The 16,091-nt window shown below is 70.0% G+C and carries 20 protein-coding genes, 1 tRNA gene and 1 pseudogene; 18 read left to right on the forward strand and 4 right to left on the reverse strand.

Annotated elements, in window-relative coordinates; translation table 11 throughout:
• Positions 1–91: 91 nt before the first annotated feature.
• The 4 genes from ACFC0D_RS30685 to ACFC0D_RS30700 all read left to right on the forward strand — a co-directional run bounded on the left by ACFC0D_RS30685 (position 92) and on the right by ACFC0D_RS30700 (position 4,294).
• Positions 92–652, forward strand: a complete 561-nt coding sequence (locus tag ACFC0D_RS30685; protein WP_376442924.1) for an RBBP9/YdeN family alpha/beta hydrolase — start codon at positions 92–94, stop codon at positions 650–652.
• A gap of 85 nt (positions 653–737) precedes the next feature.
• On the forward strand, positions 738–1,886 hold the full coding sequence (locus ACFC0D_RS30690) for a hypothetical protein (RefSeq protein ID WP_376442927.1): 1,149 nt from the start codon (positions 738–740) through the stop codon (positions 1,884–1,886).
• A 136-nt stretch (positions 1,887–2,022) separates the two neighbouring features.
• Positions 2,023–2,616, forward strand: coding sequence for an HhH-GPD-type base excision DNA repair protein (locus ACFC0D_RS30695; RefSeq protein WP_376442929.1), 594 nt, complete (start codon positions 2,023–2,025; stop codon positions 2,614–2,616).
• Between the two features lie 115 nt (positions 2,617–2,731).
• Positions 2,732–4,294, forward strand: coding sequence for a M28 family metallopeptidase (locus tag ACFC0D_RS30700; RefSeq protein WP_376442932.1), 1,563 nt, complete (start codon positions 2,732–2,734; stop codon positions 4,292–4,294).
• A gap of 45 nt (positions 4,295–4,339) precedes the next feature.
• Here the strand turns inward: ACFC0D_RS30700 and ACFC0D_RS30705 are convergent, their stop codons facing one another.
• The gene (locus ACFC0D_RS30705; RefSeq protein WP_376442935.1) at positions 4,340–5,896 is read right to left on the reverse strand and encodes a helicase HerA-like domain-containing protein; all 1,557 of its coding nucleotides are present in this window, start codon (positions 5,894–5,896) and stop codon (positions 4,340–4,342) included.
• Positions 5,897–5,993: 97 nt separating this feature from the next.
• Between ACFC0D_RS30705 and ACFC0D_RS30710 the strand changes: the two genes are divergently transcribed.
• Positions 5,994–6,290 carry a type II toxin-antitoxin system VapB family antitoxin gene (locus ACFC0D_RS30710; protein ID WP_009067182.1) on the forward strand — a complete coding sequence of 99 codons (297 nt, stop codon included), beginning with the start codon at positions 5,994–5,996 and terminating at the stop codon, positions 6,288–6,290.
• 105 nt (positions 6,291–6,395) lie between these two features.
• A complete protein-coding gene (locus tag ACFC0D_RS30715; RefSeq protein ID WP_376442939.1) occupies positions 6,396–7,025 on the forward strand; it encodes a LytR C-terminal domain-containing protein in 630 nt (209 codons plus the stop codon).
• Between the two features lie 58 nt (positions 7,026–7,083).
• On the opposite strand, the gene upp is transcribed toward ACFC0D_RS30715, so the two are convergent.
• Positions 7,084–7,719, reverse strand: coding sequence for a uracil phosphoribosyltransferase (upp, locus tag ACFC0D_RS30720; RefSeq protein ID WP_260230861.1), 636 nt, complete (start codon positions 7,717–7,719; stop codon positions 7,084–7,086).
• Positions 7,720–7,806: 87 nt separating this feature from the next.
• Here upp and ACFC0D_RS30725 point away from each other — a divergent pair, with 87 nt between their 5' ends.
• The 9 genes from ACFC0D_RS30725 to ACFC0D_RS30765 all read left to right on the forward strand — a co-directional run bounded on the left by ACFC0D_RS30725 (position 7,807) and on the right by ACFC0D_RS30765 (position 13,338).
• Complete coding sequence (locus tag ACFC0D_RS30725; RefSeq protein ID WP_376442942.1) at positions 7,807–8,004, forward strand: hypothetical protein; 198 nt, start codon at positions 7,807–7,809, stop codon at positions 8,002–8,004.
• A gap of 217 nt (positions 8,005–8,221) precedes the next feature.
• Positions 8,222–8,749 (forward strand): hypothetical protein, encoded by a 528-nt coding sequence (locus ACFC0D_RS30730; protein ID WP_376442963.1) that lies wholly within the window; start codon positions 8,222–8,224, stop codon positions 8,747–8,749.
• 47 nt (positions 8,750–8,796) lie between these two features.
• Positions 8,797–9,225, forward strand: coding sequence for a tRNA adenosine(34) deaminase TadA (gene tadA / locus ACFC0D_RS30735; protein WP_376442966.1), 429 nt, complete (start codon positions 8,797–8,799; stop codon positions 9,223–9,225).
• A gap of 68 nt (positions 9,226–9,293) precedes the next feature.
• Positions 9,294–9,378 (forward strand) — tRNA-Ser (locus ACFC0D_RS30740).
• Positions 9,379–9,802: 424 nt separating this feature from the next.
• A complete protein-coding gene (locus tag ACFC0D_RS30745) occupies positions 9,803–9,967 on the forward strand; it encodes a hypothetical protein (protein ID WP_175439350.1) in 165 nt (54 codons plus the stop codon).
• Between the two features lie 23 nt (positions 9,968–9,990).
• On the forward strand, positions 9,991–10,284 hold the full coding sequence (locus ACFC0D_RS30750) for a Dabb family protein (RefSeq protein WP_329118243.1): 294 nt from the start codon (positions 9,991–9,993) through the stop codon (positions 10,282–10,284).
• A 210-nt stretch (positions 10,285–10,494) separates the two neighbouring features.
• On the forward strand, positions 10,495–11,415 hold the full coding sequence (locus ACFC0D_RS30755; protein WP_376442946.1) for a SigB/SigF/SigG family RNA polymerase sigma factor: 921 nt from the start codon (positions 10,495–10,497) through the stop codon (positions 11,413–11,415).
• Positions 11,416–11,650: 235 nt separating this feature from the next.
• Entirely contained in the window at positions 11,651–12,553 is a 903-nt protein-coding gene (locus tag ACFC0D_RS30760) for an RNA polymerase sigma factor SigF (protein ID WP_329118247.1), read from the forward strand.
• Between the two features lie 50 nt (positions 12,554–12,603).
• Positions 12,604–13,338, forward strand: a complete 735-nt coding sequence (locus ACFC0D_RS30765) for a hypothetical protein (RefSeq protein ID WP_376442950.1) — start codon at positions 12,604–12,606, stop codon at positions 13,336–13,338.
• On the opposite strand, the gene ACFC0D_RS30770 is transcribed toward ACFC0D_RS30765, so the two are convergent.
• Entirely contained in the window at positions 13,319–13,720 is a 402-nt protein-coding gene (locus ACFC0D_RS30770) for a hypothetical protein (protein WP_376442953.1), read from the reverse strand. The two genes, ACFC0D_RS30765 and ACFC0D_RS30770, sit on opposite strands and share 20 nt — an antisense overlap.
• Positions 13,721–13,837: 117 nt before the next feature.
• Here ACFC0D_RS30770 and ACFC0D_RS30775 point away from each other — a divergent pair, with 117 nt between their 5' ends.
• The 3 genes and pseudogenes from ACFC0D_RS30775 to ACFC0D_RS30785 all read left to right on the forward strand — a co-directional run bounded on the left by ACFC0D_RS30775 (position 13,838) and on the right by ACFC0D_RS30785 (position 15,244).
• Positions 13,838–14,785 (forward strand): Scr1 family TA system antitoxin-like transcriptional regulator, encoded by a 948-nt coding sequence (locus ACFC0D_RS30775; protein ID WP_376442955.1) that lies wholly within the window; start codon positions 13,838–13,840, stop codon positions 14,783–14,785.
• A pseudogene (locus tag ACFC0D_RS30780) lies at positions 14,754–14,858 on the forward strand (DUF397 domain-containing protein); the annotation flags it as partial. The gene ACFC0D_RS30775 and the pseudogene ACFC0D_RS30780, both read left to right, overlap by 32 nt.
• Positions 14,859–14,860: 2 nt before the next feature.
• Positions 14,861–15,244 carry a hypothetical protein gene (locus ACFC0D_RS30785; protein WP_376442958.1) on the forward strand — a complete coding sequence of 128 codons (384 nt, stop codon included), beginning with the start codon at positions 14,861–14,863 and terminating at the stop codon, positions 15,242–15,244.
• Positions 15,245–15,265: 21 nt separating this feature from the next.
• Here ACFC0D_RS30785 and ACFC0D_RS30790 read toward each other — a convergent pair whose 3' ends face one another.
• The gene (locus ACFC0D_RS30790) at positions 15,266–15,604 is read right to left on the reverse strand and encodes a DoxX family protein (RefSeq protein ID WP_376442960.1); all 339 of its coding nucleotides are present in this window, start codon (positions 15,602–15,604) and stop codon (positions 15,266–15,268) included.
• Positions 15,605–16,091 lie beyond the last annotated feature (487 nt).

Raw genomic sequence — 16,091 nt, forward strand, 5'->3', positions numbered from 1 at the left:
GGCTCCCCCGGGGCCCGTCGAACTCCCGACACCCGTCCACACCCTGAAACGATCTGGACCCCGCCCGCCCTCGCGGCGCACCATCGGCCCCATGGCGACCTTCCTCATCCTCCATGGCTTCCAGAACCACCGCCCGCCCGGCCACTGGCACCACTGGCTGGCCGGGGAGCTGCGGGAGCGCGGGCACGAGGTGCGCTATCCCCAGCTGCCCGAGCCGGACGCCCCCGTCCTGGAGGACTGGGTGGCGGCGCTGCGCGCGCAGCTCCACCGGCCGGCCGAGGGCGAGTTCGTCGTGATCGCGCACAGCCTGTCCGTCCTGCTGTGGCTGCGGGCCGCCTCGCCCGACGTCGACCGGGTCCTGCTGGTCGCCCCGCCCTCCCCCGCCGTGACCGCCTCGATCCCCGAGATCACCGCCTTCGCCGAGGGGCTCGACCTGGACGCCGTCCGGCTGAAGGCGCCGGTACGGCTCGTGTACGCCGCCGGGGACCCGTACTGCCCCGAGGGCGCCGACGTGCACTACGGCACCCCGCTCGGCCTCGACATGGACGTCGTCCCGGGCGGCGCGCACCTCACCCCGGACTCCGGATACGGGGAGTGGCCCTCGGTCCTCCGGTGGTGCGAGGACCCGGCGACGAGGCTGGGCTCCCGATAGAGGGCGGCCGGGGCCGTCACCCTCCCGGGGGAAGGATCACGGAGTCCTCCCGCGGTCCCGCGAGCGCTGCCTAGGGTGGCACTCCATGAGGTGGTTCAGCAGGCCGGGAGCAGTCGAGAACGCCGTCGTCGCCGGGCAGATGCGGAGCTTCTTCAGAGGGCTGTCGGCCGATACCCGCAAGGCACCCCGCCTGGTGGCCCAGGCCTACGGCGAGCACCTCTTCCACCGGCGGCGGCGCCGCCTCGTCGACGAGAAGCGCTTCGCCGCCTCGCGCTTCCACGTCGGCATCGGCGTGGACTCCGGCGACTTCGCCGACCTGACCAAGCGGGCCGTGCTGGTCTCGGACACCTTGCTGCTGTCCCACAACGGCGCGGGCGGTCGCCACCACGTCCGGCGGCTCTCCAACCGCTCCTCGTTCGCCCCGCAGACGATGGAGGAGGAGCGCTCCCTCGTCCTGCCCACCGGGTCGAGCACCTCGGAAGACCTGAGCATGCACTGCCCGGACCTCGAACGGCTGGGCCGCTGGCTGCTGCAGACCGAACCGCTGCTGCGCGCGGGCTGCGCCTGGTACCTGCCCACGTACTCGGTGACGCGGCACACCCAGCACTACCACTCGTCGCCGGACCCGAACGACTACCCCGACCACGGCGGACACTCCGGCCCGCTGACCCACTCCGACGTGCCCGGTCTGCTGGACTTCGCCGCCACCGGGCGCCGGGTCGTCGCCCAGAGCCGCACTCCTGCGACGGTCAGCCGGCTCGTCGTCCCCGTCATCGAGGATCTGGAACTGCCCTTCCTCGACGGCATCTCCCTGGAGACCTTCAGCGAGATCACCGTCGGCGAGTTCGACGCCTACCGGGCCCACCGCGGATGGCTGCGCATGGAGCTGGCCAACGTCGACGACGCGCTCGACGCCCCGCAGCGCGAAGCGGAGCTGATGAAGATCGGCCTCCGGATGCAGGACGGGGTCCTGGGCATGCAGTCCCAGATGAACCAGGTCCGCCGCAAGCGGGCCGTGGCGGTGACCGGCGCGGTCGTCGGCACGGTCACGGCCAGCCTGGTCGCCGTCTACGGCCCCGCCCTCCAGTCGGCGCTCACGGCCGTCGTCGGCGGGGCGGCCGGCGGGCTGTGGGGCGCGTTCCAGGCCGGGGCGGACAACAGCCCGCGCACTCTCCGCGAGAACGCCTGGTACTACGTCTGGACGCTCTCGCGCGCGGCGAACCGGAATCCCTGACCGCGACGTCGGTACGCGGGTGGCGTCGGGCCCGCCCGGCAGGGGCTTGCGGCCGTCGCATGCGTCGAGCGGCAGCGGGTGACCACATCGGGTGACAGCCCGTGCGGGGAGACCGCTCCGGCGCGATCATCGAATCATGACCACCGAGATCCACCTCGCCCAGCAGCCGGAGGCCGACGAGCTGCTCGGCCGCTCCCCGCTCGCCGCGCTCGTCGGCATGTTGCTCGACCAGCAGGTCCCCATGGAGTGGGCGTTCTCCGGGCCGTACACGATCGCCCAGCGGCTCGGTACGGACGATCTCGACGCGGGGCAGATCGCCGCGTACGACCCGGAGGCCTTCGGCGCGCTGCTCTCCGAGAAACCCGCCGTGCACCGCTACCCCGGCTCGATGGCCAAGCGGATCCAGCAGCTGTGCCAGTTCCTCGTCGACGAGTACGGCGGGGACGCCGAGGCCGTCTGGGCGGACGCGGGGAGCGGGAAGGAGCTGCTGGCCAGGCTGAAGGCGCTGCCCGGATTCGGGGTGCAGAAGGCGCAGATCTTCCTCGCGCTGCTGGGCAAGCAGTACGGCGTTCGTCCGGAGGGCTGGCGGGAGGCGGCCGGCGCGTACGGCGAGACCGGCTCGTACCGTTCGGCGGCAGACATCACCGGACCCGAGTCGCTCGCCAAGGTCCGTGCCTTCAAGCAGGAGGCGAAGCGCGCCGCAAAAGCGGCCAAATCGGCAGAGAATTGACGGTTCCGAATGTCAATCCTGCTAAATGCGACATGAATTGTCGCTGAGCTGTTCACAGGGAGCACCCGAGATCGCTAACTTCCCCTCAACCTCGTTCGCATCGGGAAGGACCTCTGTGAACGCATCCTCTCGCAGAGCCGCGGCCACCCTGGCCGCAGCCGCACTCGCGACCCCGCTCATGCTGGCCGCCGCTTCCCCCGCCACCGCCACTCCGGACCCCGGGGCCAAGCCCGCCCGGGACGCCGCGCAGCTGGCGAAGAAGCTGGTCCGCGAGACGTCCGGCAAGGACGCCTACAAGCACCTGCAGAAGTTCCAGGCGATAGCCGACTCGGCCGGCGGTCACCGCGCGGCCGGCTCGCTCGGGCACGACGCCTCCGCGGCGTACGTGTACCAGCAGCTCAAGAAGGCCGGCTACAACGTCTCGTACCAGAAGTTCGAATTCATCTACACCCAGACGCTGGCCGAGAAGGCCTCCGTCATCTCCCCGGCGCCCCGCGACATCCAGATCGCGGCGATGACCTACACCAAGTCGACGCCGGTCGGCGGTATCAAGGCCGACCTGGCCACCGTCCCGGTCGACGCCGACGGCACCACCGGCTGTGAGCCGGCCGACTTCGCCTCCTCGACCTTCACCGGCAAGGTCGCCCTGATCAAGCGCGGCGGCTGCACCTTCGCCGTGAAGCAGGAGAACGCCGCGGCGGCGGGCGCCGCGGGCGCGATCATCTACAACAACACCGAAGGCGCGCTCTCCGGCACGCTCGGCGACCCGGCGGCCGGGAAGATCCCGACCGGTGGCGTCACCCAGGCCGAGGGCGAGAAGCTCGCCGCCGACCTCGCCAAGGGGCCGGTGAACATCTCCTTCGAGATCCGCCAGCTCCAGGAGAAGCGCACCACCAACAACGTCATCGCGGAGACGAAGGGCGGCAACGCGGCCAACACCGTGATGCTCGGCTCGCACCTCGACTCCGTGACCGCGGGCCCCGGCATCAACGACAACGGCTCCGGCTCCGCCGGTCTGCTCCAGGCCGCCCTGGAACTCGCCGAGTCGAAGGACAAGGTCCGCAACAAGGTCCGCTTCGCCTGGTGGTCGGCCGAGGAGAACGGCCTGCTCGGCTCCGAGCACTACGTCGCGAACATGAGCGAGCTGGACAAGAAGGAAGTCAAGCTCTACCTCAACTTCGACATGATCGCCTCGCCGAACTACGGCCTGTTCGTCTACGACGGCGACAACTCGGACAACGTCGGCGCGGGCGCGGGCCCCGAGGGATCCGCCCAGCTCGAGCGCGACATCAACGAGTTCATGGACAAGCGCGGACTCCCGCACGAGGGCACCGACTTCACGGGCCGCTCCGACTACGGACCGTTCATCGAGATCGGCATCCCGTCGGGCGGCACGTTCACCGGCGCCGAGGGCATCAAGACGGCGGCGCAGGCCGCCAAGTTCGGCGGTACGGCGGGTGTCGCGTACGACGTGAACTACCACGCGGCCGGTGACAACCTGTCGAACGTCAACATGAAGGCCTTCGACGCCAACATCGACGTCATCGCCAACGCCGTGGGCACCTACGCCCACGACATCAGCTCCCTGAAGAAGCCGGTCGTCTCCGTCCCGACGGAGGGCGACGCGGGCAGCGGCGGCGGCCTCCACGAGGACCACGGCCACGAGGTCACCGAGTAGCACGACCTCCCGAGCGCGGGCCCGGTCCCTTCAGGGGGCCGGGCCCTACCTCTTCCTGCGCGCCGTACCGAAGATCGAGCGGCTGATCTCACGGCCCAGCTGCGTCCCGATCGACCGCGCCAAAGACGTGAAGACCCCGCTCCCCACCACCTGCTCGGCGAGCGACTCGTCCTCCTTCCGCGGCGCCCGTTCCGGCGTCCTCGCCTCCTCGGCCTCCCGCGCCGCCCGCACCGCCGCCGCCTCCGCCGCCTGCTGCTCCGCCGTCAGCTTCTCGTACGCCGACTCCCGGTCCACCGCCTCCGCGTACCGCCCGTACAGCGGCGAGCCCTTCACCGCCGCCTCCAGCGCTCCCGCCTCGATCGGCCCCATCAGGGACTCGGGCGCCCGCAGCCGCGTCGCCGCCACGGGGGTCGGCGCGCCCGTCTCGCTCAGCACGGTCACCACCGCCTCGCCCGTCCCGAGGCCCGTCAGGACCTCCTCCAGGTCGTACGGCGACTTCGGGAAGGTCCGCACCGTCGCCTTCAACGCCTTCGCGTCGTCCGGCGTGAACGCCCGCAGCGCGTGCTGCACCCGATTGCCCAGCTGAGCCAGCACATCGCCCGGCACGTCCTTCGGCGTCTGGGTCACGAAGAAGATCCCGATCCCCTTCGAGCGAATCAGCCGCACCGTCTGCGTGATCGACTCCAGGAACGCCTTCGACGCCCCGTTGAACAGCAGATGCGCCTCGTCGAAGAAGAACACCAGCTTCGGCTTCTCCAGATCCCCGACCTCGGGAAGGTCGTTGAAGAGATCCGCGAGCATCCACATCAGGAACGTCGAGAAGAGCTGCGGCTTGTCCTGCACGGCCGGCAGCTCCAGTACGGACACCACCCCGCGCCCGTCCTCCGCCGTCCGCAGGAACTCTGCCGTGTCGAACTCCGGCTCCCCGAAGAACCCGCCCGCGCCCTGCTGCTCGAACGCCGTGATCGACCGCAGGATCACCCCGGCCGTCACCGTCGAAAGCCCGCCGATCCCCTTCAGCTCCGGCTTCCCGGTGTCCGAGACCAGGAAGGCCACCACCGCCCGCAGATCCTTCAGGTCCACCAGCTCCAGGCCCTTGGAGTCCGCGTAGTGGAAGATCAGGCCGAGCGACTGCTCCTGCGTCTGGTTCAGCTGGAGCACCTTCGACAGCAGCACCGGGCCGAAGCCGGTGACCGTCGCCCGCACCGGGACACCGGGGCCGATGCCCCCGAGCCCGTAGAACTCGCAGGGGAAGCCCCTCGCCGCCCACGCCTGCCCCACCTGCGCCGCCCGCTCGCGGACCTTCTCGCCCTCCGTGCCCGGCGCCGCGATCCCGGAGACGTCCCCCTTGATGTCGGCGAGGAAGACGGGCACGCCGTTCGCCGACAGCTGCTCGGCGATGAGCTGGAGGGTCTTCGTCTTGCCCGTGCCGGTCGCGCCGGCGACCAGGCCGTGGCGGTTGAGCATCGGAAGGGGGACACGGATCGGCGCATCCGGGTGACACGTCCCGTCCCACAGCAGCGCCCCCAGATCGAGCGCGGCCCCGGTGAAGGCGTACCCGGCGGCGATCTCGGTGGCCGGAGACTGCTCACTGACGCTCATCAGAGGACCCCAATTCCCGATTTATGGCGGTTTGCCCCAGCATCCCACTGCGCTCGCGTGGCTGCGCCGAGAGCCGCTCGACCGGTAGGCTTTCCGTGTGATCTTCAAGCGCATCGGAAACGGCCGGCCGTATCCCGACCACGGCCGGGAAAGCACCCGGCAGTGGGCGGACGTCGCCCCGCGCCCGGTCCGCCTCGACCAGCTGGTCACCACCAAGGGCCAGCTGGACCTGGAAACGCTGCTCGCCGAGGACTCGACCTTCTACGGCGACCTCTTCGCGCACGTCGTGAAGTGGCGGGGCGACCTCTACCTCGAGGACGGGCTGCACCGCGCGGTGCGCGCGGCACTCCAGCAGCGGCAGGTTCTGCACGCCCGCGTACTGGAAATGGACTAGCGCGGCCCGCAGTTCTGACCCTTTCGGGGGCTCTCTCCGTCCATCCGGACGCGATCACATGATCGTCAAGTATCCAACTCCGACCGACGGCATTACGCTGCGTCCATGAGCATGCTCACTCCCCCCGGAATGGGCGGAAAATACCGCATCACGGGCGACAAGTACCCCCGTATGCGCCGCCCTCGGCACAGGCGCAGGATCGTCCTCGCGGCCGGGGCCGCCGTGGTCGTGCTCGGCGCGGCCGGCTGGGGGACCCTGCAGCTCGTCGACGTGTTCTCCGGCGGCGACGACACCAAGGCGACGGCCGGTCGCAGCGCCGACTGCAAGCCCGTCACCAAGACGACGACCGCGCCGGTCGCCGCTCTGCCCAAGCCCGCGCAGATCACGGTGAACGTCTACAACGCGACCCCGCGCAGCGGCCTCGCGAAGTCGACCGCCGACGAGCTGAAGAAGCGCGGGTTCATCATCGGCAAGGTCGGCAACGCGCCTGTGGCGTACGACAAGAAGGTGCCCGGCGCCGGGATACTGCTCGGCGCCCCCGGGGCCACCAAGGGCGCGTTCACGGTCCTGGGCACCCAGCTGAAGGGCGCCACGACCAAGACGGACACGCGCGCGACGGCGGACGTGGACCTGATCATCGGGACGGCCTTCAAGAACCTGGACCCGAAAACGACGGCGGACGCGGCCCTGGTCGCTCTCAACAAGCCCAAGCCCGCGCCCACCGGTAAGTGCTGACGCCGTACGAAGCCTCGTCCCGTACGGCGTCGAAGCCGTACGGAACCGAGGCGGCCGACTAGTCGGCCGTGCCGTACATGCGGTCGCCCGCGTCGCCCAGGCCCGGGACGATGTAGCCGTTCTCGTTGAGGCGCTCGTCGACCGAGGCGGTCACGACGGTCACCGGCGTGCCCGCCAGCTCGCGCTCCATGATCTCGACGCCCTCGGGGGCGGCGAGCAGCACGACGGCGGTCACATCGTCCGCGCCGCGCTTGATCAGCTCCCGGATCGCCGCGACGAGCGTGCCACCGGTCGCCAGCATCGGGTCCAGGACGTACACCTGGCGGCCCGAGAGGTCCTCCGGCATCCGCGTCGCGTAGGTCGACGCCTCCAGCGTCTCCTCGTTGCGGATCATGCCGAGGAAACCGACCTCGGCGGTCGGCAGCAGCCGCACCATGCCGTCGAGCATCCCGAGGCCGGCACGGAGGATCGGGACCACCAGCGGCCGCGGGTACGACAGCTTCACACCCGTCGTGGGCGTCACGGGGGTCTCGATGTCGACCTGCTCGGTGCGCACGTCCCTGGTGGCCTCGTAGGCGAGCAGGGTGACCAGCTCGTCGGCGAGCCGGCGGAAGGTCGGGGAGTCGGTGCGCTTGTCGCGCAGCGTGGTGAGCTTGTGGGCGACCAGCGGGTGATCGACGACGTGGAGACGCATGACTCCAACAGTAGCCCGCACTGGCATCAACCCACGCCGTGGAGGGAAGGTGGTGGCACAGGACCCAGTCGTGGGGTGGTGTGGCCCATGCCCGACCCGGCAGACCGTGCCGACGCAAGGGGCGGCGAAACGCCGCCGGAGACCGACGCGGAGCGCCGTAGGCGCCGTGCCCAGTTCCTGCGCGAGCTGCACGAGGCGAAGGCACTGCGCGAGCGCGTCCAGCCCCGGCGCGCGCGGGCGGCCAGGATGCGCCAGGCCATGCGGATGCGTACCTTCCGCTGGTGACGGCCGCAGCGCCCGACACCGCGCGTGCGCCCTCTGTGCGCCGGGGCCGTGCGCCGGTGCCGCGCGTCCACCCGTTCACCGTCACGATCAGACTGATGCACGACGCAAGAGCCGAAGACCTCTCCTGAAGCCGTTGTTTCTGCCACGATGCCGATTGGGCGGGGCATAAGGAGCGCGCCGCCGGATGGTCACACCTCTGATCAGTGGGAGAGTCACGGTGTACTTCGCCGCACTGCTCGCGCGCACCGAAGACGGGTGGGAAGCGAGCGACACAGAGCTCGACGATGTGGAAACCCTGTCGGACCTGACCGAACTGGCCCGTGAGGCCTCGGTCGACGACGACACGGTGATCGTCTTCATCGAGGAGGAGGACGCCTGGTTCGGGCTCCTCCGGATCGAGGGTGAGGACGACCCTCGCATCTACGTGTCGGACGGGGCGGCCGCCGCCCGCTCCTCGTACGGGGAGATCCTCACCAAGGAACTGCTCGGCGACGACCAGGACGGCGACGACCTGGACGCCCTCGACCTCGACGGTACGGAGGACGGCGAGCCTCTCGACCGCGGGAACGACGAAGAGGACACAAGCACGGCAGCCGATGCCGTGCCGGCCGCGCCGGTCGGAGACCGGCTGATCCTCGCGGATCTCGGTCTGTCCGAGAAAAGACTGCTGCTGCTCGAGAGCGACGCACTGGCGGAGATCGCGGACTCGCTGGGCGCCGCGGAGGTGCTGGAGACCGTTCGCTAGTGACAGAAGCAGCACCCGACCCAGTAAGGGATCCCTGGCGGGAGACCATGCGGCTCGCCCTCGCGGAGGCCGAGCAGGCCGTGCCGGCCGGTGACGTACCGGTCGGCGCGGTCGTGCTGTCCCGGGACGGCACGGTCCTCGCCGTCGGCCACAACGAGCGCGAGGCGACCGGCGACCCGACCGCCCACGCCGAGATCCTCGCCCTGCGCCGGGCCGCGGCGAAGACCGGGGAGTGGCGGCTGACCGGCTGCACGCTCGTGGTGACCCTGGAGCCCTGCGTGATGTGCGCCGGCGCACTCGTGCAGTCCAGGGTCGACCGGGTGGTGTTCGGCGCGCTCGACGAGAAGGCCGGCGCGGCCGGTTCGCTCTGGGACCTCGTACGGGACCGACGGCTGAACCACCGTCCCGAGGTGATCCACGGCGTCCTCGGAGAGGAGTGCGCGGCGCAGCTCACAGCCTTCTTCCGCGCGCGCTGAACCACGCGCCGACCTGCGAAGCGATACGGATTTCATCGCAGGGGCCTCTTTGGGCTAAGCTCTCTCTCGGTAGCGTGTCCGAGCGGCCGAAGGAGCTCGCCTCGAAAGCGAGTGTGGCGCAAGTCACCGAGGGTTCAAATCCCTCCGCTACCGCTTCGATCGAAGGGCCTGGTGCATCGCACCGGGCCCTTCGGCGTATCCGGGCCCCGTATGCCACGACGAAGGCCCCGGCCACGCCCGTGGGCGCGGCCGGGGCCTCTTTCGTCGGACGGGGGGAGCGGCATCGGGGGGACAAGCCGCTCCCCCCGATGAGAACCGGTCCTGCAAGTCCTGCGCCGCAGTCAGGGGGAAGCTCGCGGCGCGGACCCCGCAGTGAGGGCCGGTTCCTCGGCCCTGCGGACTCCTGCCAGATCCGCCGGGCTCGACATCCATACTGCTCTGCCGTCACTCTTCCGGGGGGCGGCAAAAGGCCCCGATCTCCGGGCCCTTGGTCCATAAAGGCCCGGTGAAGTGGCTGAAGTGGCTCCGTTAGACTCACGCGTCCACGCAGGGGTGCAGACAGGGGAAGGCGCGGCAGATGGCGCAAGCGAAGAAGGTCGCGCTCTACGCGCTCGTGGTCTTTGTGCTGTACACGATCATCAATTCCCCCGACAGGGCCGCCGATCTCGTCCAGGTAGGGTTCGAGGGCATATCGTCCGCCGCACAGGGCGTCGGCGAGTTCATGACCGAACTCGTCAACTAGAACCACCGACGAGGAGTCCTGCTGTGATCCGCCATCTGGTCCTGTTCAAGCTCAACGAGGGCATCGCGAAGGACGACCCGCGTGCCGTCGCCGCAGCCGAGGCGTTCGACGGGCTGGAGAAGGAGATCCCGGAGCTGGGCTTCTGGGAGTGCGGCTGGAACATCTCCGAGCGGCCGATCGCGTACGACTTCGCCATCAACTCGGCGGTCGAGGACACCGATGCGCTCCAGCGCTACCTGGACCACCCGGCCCACCAGGCGGGCGTCGCGCTGTGGCGCGAGATCGCCACGTGGGTGATCGCGGACTACGCGTTCTAGGGTTCGCCCGACTCGATTCTTCAAGGCCCCTCGCCGTCATGGCGGGGGGCCTTCCGGGTGTTGGCCTCCCGTTTGGCCCCAACTTGCCCTCAACACGTGGTTATACGGTGCTTGCACACAGTGGACATGTCTTGTGATGCTATGACCGCTTTTGATGGATGAGTTTGACCGTAGTTGACCAGCAACACCAGCCGAAGGGGTGGCGTGAACGTGCCGGCCAGTACAGCGCCTCAGGTCCCGCCCCAGAACGAGGCCGGCGACCCGGAGCCCACGCGCCCGCTGCCCCAGTCCGCCCGACCCCAGGCCAACACGCCGCAGCCCACCCGCCCCCATTCCACCCGGCCGCAGTCGACCCGACCGCAGTCCACCCGGGGCGCCGACACCCGCGCGCTCACCCAGGTCCTCTTCGGGCAGCTCAAGGAGCTCGAACCGGGCACCCCCGAGCACGACCGGGTCCGCGGGGCGCTGATCGAGGCCAACCTGCCCCTCGTCCGGTACGCGGCGGCCCGCTTCCGCTCCCGCAACGAGCCCATGGAGGACGTCGTCCAGGTCGGCACCATCGGCCTGATCAACGCCATCGACCGCTTCGACCCCGACCGCGGCGTACAGTTCCCGACCTTCGCGATGCCCACCGTCGTCGGCGAGATCAAGCGCTACTTCCGCGACAACGTCCGCACCGTGCACGTGCCGCGCCGCCTCCACGAGCTCTGGGTCCAGGTCAACGGCGCCACCGAGGACCTCACCACCGCCCACGGCCGCTCCCCCACCACCGCGGAGATCGCCGAGCGGCTGAAGATCGGCGAGGACGAGGTACTGGCCTGCATCGAGGCAGGACGCTCGTACCACGCCACCTCGCTGGAGGCGGCCCAGGAGGGCGACGGACTGCCCGGACTGCTCGACCGGCTCGGCTACGAGGACCCGGCGCTCGCCGGCGTCGAACACCGGGATCTCGTACGGCACCTGCTCGTACAATTGCCCGAGCGCGAACAGCGGATCCTGATGCTCCGCTACTACAGCAACCTGACCCAATCTCAGATCAGCCAGGAACTCGGCGTCTCACAGATGCATGTGTCAAGGCTCCTCGCCCGGAGCTTCGCCCGATTGAGATCCGCAAACAGGATCGAGGCGTAGCTGAAACGGGTAGACCGGTTCGGAGCAGTTCCACGGCGCCCCAAATGCCGTACACCCCTTGTTTCCTGCGGATATTCACCCACTCCATGTCGACAAGTCACTACAGCGTGTTGCCGACATGTGACATTCTGCTGGAACCGCGTTTGCCGCAGCCCCGCCTCCGGTATTCAGGTGGAGGCTGCGTTCCTCCGATGGTCGTGGCCGCCGCGACCGTCCGCGACCTCAAGGGGGTGGCATGTCCGCAGAACAGGGCAGCTCGAAGGTGCTCACGCTCACGCCCGTGCAGACGCCGGTACCGATGCCGGTCCAGCCGACGGCGGAGACCGCCGAGCCCGCCGCGCCGCTTGTTGTCACGCCGGAAGCCATCGACACCCGCACGCTCTCCCGCTCCCTCTTCCTGCGGCTCCGCGCGCTGGACGACGCGGGCGCCGCCGCGGACAGCCCGGAGCGGACCTACGTCCGCGACACCCTCATCGAGCTCAACCTGCCGCTCGTGCGGTACGCGGCGGCCCGCTTCCGCTCCCGCAACGAGCCGATGGAGGACATCGTCCAGGTCGGCACCATCGGCCTGATCAAGGCGATCGACCGCTTCGACTGCGAACGCGGAGTGGAGTTCCCGACGTTCGCGATGCCGACCGTCGTCGGTGAGATCAAGCGCTTCTTCCGCGACACCTCCTGGTCGGTGCGGGTCCCGCGCCGGCTCCAGGAGCTGCGCCTCGCGCTGACCAAGGCAAGCGACGAGCTGGCCCAGAAGCTGGACCGCTCCCCCACCGTCCCCGAACTCGCCGCCGTACTCGGGGTGTCGGAGGAGGACGTCGTCGACGGCCTCGCGGTCGGCAACGCGTACACCGCCTCCTCGCTCGACTCGCCCTCCCCGGAGGACGACGGCGGCGAGGGCTCGCTGGCGGACCGACTCGGGTACGAGGACACGGCGCTGGAGGGCGTCGAGTACCGCGAATCACTGAAGCCTCTGCTCGCCAAACTCCCGCCCCGGGAGCGGCAGATCATCATGCTGCGCTTCTTCGCCAACATGACGCAGTCGCAGATCGGCGAGGAGGTCGGCATCTCCCAGATGCACGTCTCCCGACTCCTGACGCGCACCCTGGCCCAGCTCCGCCAGGGCCTGATCGCCGACTGAAGTTCGCGATTGAGGTTCACAACTGACATGGCGTCAGTAAAACTGACGCCATGCGGCGACAGAGGTCACTTCTGACGGTGGTCGCGCTCTGCCTCGGCGGAGCGCTGACCGCGTGCGGCGGAGGCGAGGACGAGGGCTACGCGGCGGTCGGCGCGGGCTCCACCCCGAAGGACGCGGTGCGCCCGTCGGGATCGGTGACGCTGATCCCCCTGGACGCCCCGTCGGCCGACGGCACCACCTCCAGCACATCGTCCCCCTCGCCCCGCCCCCCGGGAACGACCCCGGCCCCCGGCGGCACGGACACGGCCCCGGGCACGGATACGGGCGCGGATACGGGCACGGGCGCGGGCCCCGGAACCTCGCGCCCCGGGACGACACCCGCGCGGCCCGGCACGACCCCGCCACGCACCGCGACCGCTCCGCCCCCGGGCACGACCTCCCCGCCCGCCCCGTCGCAGCCGCCCCCCAGCCCCACCACCCCCGCCACGCTCACCCTCTCCGCCCCGATCCTCACGGACGCGGACAAACGGTGGTGCGAACGCGTGACGGTCACCTTCCACAACAGGGGTGGCACAGCGGCCACTTCGGGGACGGTCACCTTCGCCACCCACATCATCGGCGCACTCGGCATCGACTGGGCGACGATCGAATCGACTCAACCCCTCCCCGCGCCCATCGCGGCCGGGACGGCGCAGAGCCGGACGTACACGGTCTGCGTGGACTCCTGGCGCGTCCCGCTCGGCATGCACGTCGACACCCAGAAGGTCACGGCGACATGGAAGTGACCGCGGAACCGTCCGACGGATGATGCTCGCCACGGTGCCGGCGCAGCAGCACATTGGCATCCGTCTCCGCACTCCAGTCGAACCGGGCGCGGGCCTCCGTCCGCCGCCCGGCGAGCTCCGCGCAGACCCCACAGCCCGGAACGGGCACGGGCGGCCGGCTCAGCTCGTACTCCGCCCCCGCCCGCTCGTTCGCGGCCCGCACCCCGGCACTGAGCCGCTCCGCGGCCGTGGCGGGCCGCACACGCGCCGGATCGGCCTGCCACTCTCTCCCGCCCCCGACGGGCCGCAGCATGACGTACGGCCCCGCCTCACCCCGGTACTCGCCCACCCTGCGGGCGGCGGGATCGTAGACGAACCCTCCGCACTCCATCCGCCCTGCCATTCCTCAGCTCCTCACCCGATCGGGCGACTACTCTCTGTGCTCATAGCGTTGCTCAATGGAGAGGGCGGCCACAACGCTCGCCGCGTGCCAAGGGCCCACTGTCACAAGGGGGACGGAGTGAGTCGACGTAACGCCACTGGGGGTACGGCCGCGACGACGGCCGGAGTCTTCGGCGAGGTACTCCGCCACTACCGGGAGGCAGCGGGCATGACACAGGAGGGCCTGGCACGCCAGATCCCGTGCGACCGCTCGCACGTGGCACGGGTGGAGGCGGGGACGAGGGTCCCGCAGGACACGTTCGCGAAGGCGTGCGACGAACTGCTGGGGACGGGAGGGGTGTTGGGGCGGCTTTGGGGGCGGATCGATTGGTATCCGACGGTGGAGCATCCCGACTGGTTCGAGCGACGGGCTCATATGGACGCGGAAGCCCTGGCCGTCCGCGCGTACCAAACACAGGTGATGCCAGGCCTCTTGCAGACGCCGGAGTACGCGACCGCACTGTTCACCCGGCGGCTCACCTCCGCAGGAGAGGTGGACGAGCGCGTGAGAGCGAGGCTGAGCCGCCAGCAGCGCGTTCTCACGCCGGACGGCCCGATGTACATCGCGGTTCTGGACGAGAGCTGCCTACGAAACGTGGTGGGAGGTCCCGCCGTCATGCGCGACCAGTGCGCCCACCTGCTGACCGTGGGCCAACTGCCCAACATCCGGGTTCAGATCGCTCCGTCGAACCGTTCCGAGATCGACCGTCCCGACGCATCCATGTCGCTGATCCAGCTGCCCGGCGGGCATGACTGGGTGTACTCGGAGTCGCTCGACCGCGGTCACCTCAGCGACGATCCGGCCCTCTATGTGCGACACGCCCAGACCTATGATGTGCTCAGGGCGGACTCGCTGTCGGCCCGCGAATCTGCCGCTCTGATCAGCGACATGATGGAAGGGTACGGGCACCATGCAGATGCACGATCTGACCACGGCGACCTGGGTGAAGAGCAGCTACAGCGGCGCCAACGGCGGCGATTGCGTCGAAGTCGCCCCAGGATTCCCCGGCCTCGTCCCCGTACGTGACAGCAAGGCTCCCGAAGGACCCGCCCTCGTCTTCGGCCACCAGGCCTGGGACTCGTTCGTGGGAGCCCTGTGACCATGGAGAACACCAAGGCCCTGTCCATCGGACTTCACCCCCGCTCACTCGACTACAGCGCCCTGCCCGACGGTGTCGACGAGGCGTCGCTCACCGCACGTATCGCCGCCGGGAACGCCGCTCTGCGCGAGGCGGGGTTCGACGTCGTGACCTGTCTGGTGGAGCCTTCGCCGGACGGCGCCGAGGCCGCCGTCCGGGAGCTGCTGAAGGGCGATACGTTCGGGCTGGCGATGATCGGCGGCGGCGTGCGCATGATGCCTGAACACACCCTGCTGTTCGAACGGCTCGTGAACGTCCTCATCGAGGCCGTGCCCGGGATCCGGCTCTGTTTCAACACCTCGCCGGAGACCACCGTCGATGCGTTGCGGCGCTGGATCGAGCCGTAGCCGTACGCCTCAGGATCAGGATCAGGCGAGGAACAGGGCCGCGACGGCCGGGGCCGCGTACATCATCGGCCAGACGACGTGCGCGTACGAGCGGGCGCGGATCACGGTGATCAGGGCCCCGGTGAAGTACAGGGCCACGCCGATGCCGGCCGCGAGGCCGATCGCCGGGATCCACAGGCCGACGACGAGGCCCACCGCGCCGGCCGCCTTGGCCAGGCCGAGCCAGGTCCACCAGGAGCGGGGGACGCCGTACTCGGTCAGCGGCTGGGTGACCCACGGGGCCTTGATGAAGATCGAGAGCGCCGAGAAGCCGACCATGAACGCGGCGACGGCGGTGACGACGATGTAGGTGGTGGACATCGGAGGCTCCTCAGCTCGGGGCGGCGAGCGTTTCCCGCTCGCACACCCCACTGACGGAGCGCACCGCACATGTGTGACAGGTCCTGAGGCGCTCGCCTGAACCACGCCCGTGAGCTTCTGGTGGTGGCCGCCCTCTCTCCGAGTGTGGCGGGTTCCACCGGCGCCTCAAGGGCGCTCCTGCGTCGCGTCGGCTCCGCCGATTCCGCTTCGCTCCACCCTTGACCCACCGCCTCCACCCGCCCTTTCACACTCGGAGGGCGGCCCGGGGTGGGGGCCAACGCGACAGCAGGGATCGTGGCCACGCTCTGCTCAGCGCGCGCGGGCCGGTGGGTGGGATGGCGCGGCAGTTGAATGGGGCGGTGACGGCACCGGCTCAGCGTGTTGCGGTGGGTGGACGGCTGGGACTCATGCCCCGCTGGTCACTCCCGGTGGGTGGTGGGGTTGGTCGGCGCGAGCGTCCCTAAGCCTGCACAACTCGCCTTCGGCG

This window comes from Streptomyces sp. NPDC056222, from assembly GCF_042264065.1.
In the GTDB taxonomy this organism is placed as follows: domain Bacteria; phylum Actinomycetota; class Actinomycetes; order Streptomycetales; family Streptomycetaceae; genus Streptomyces.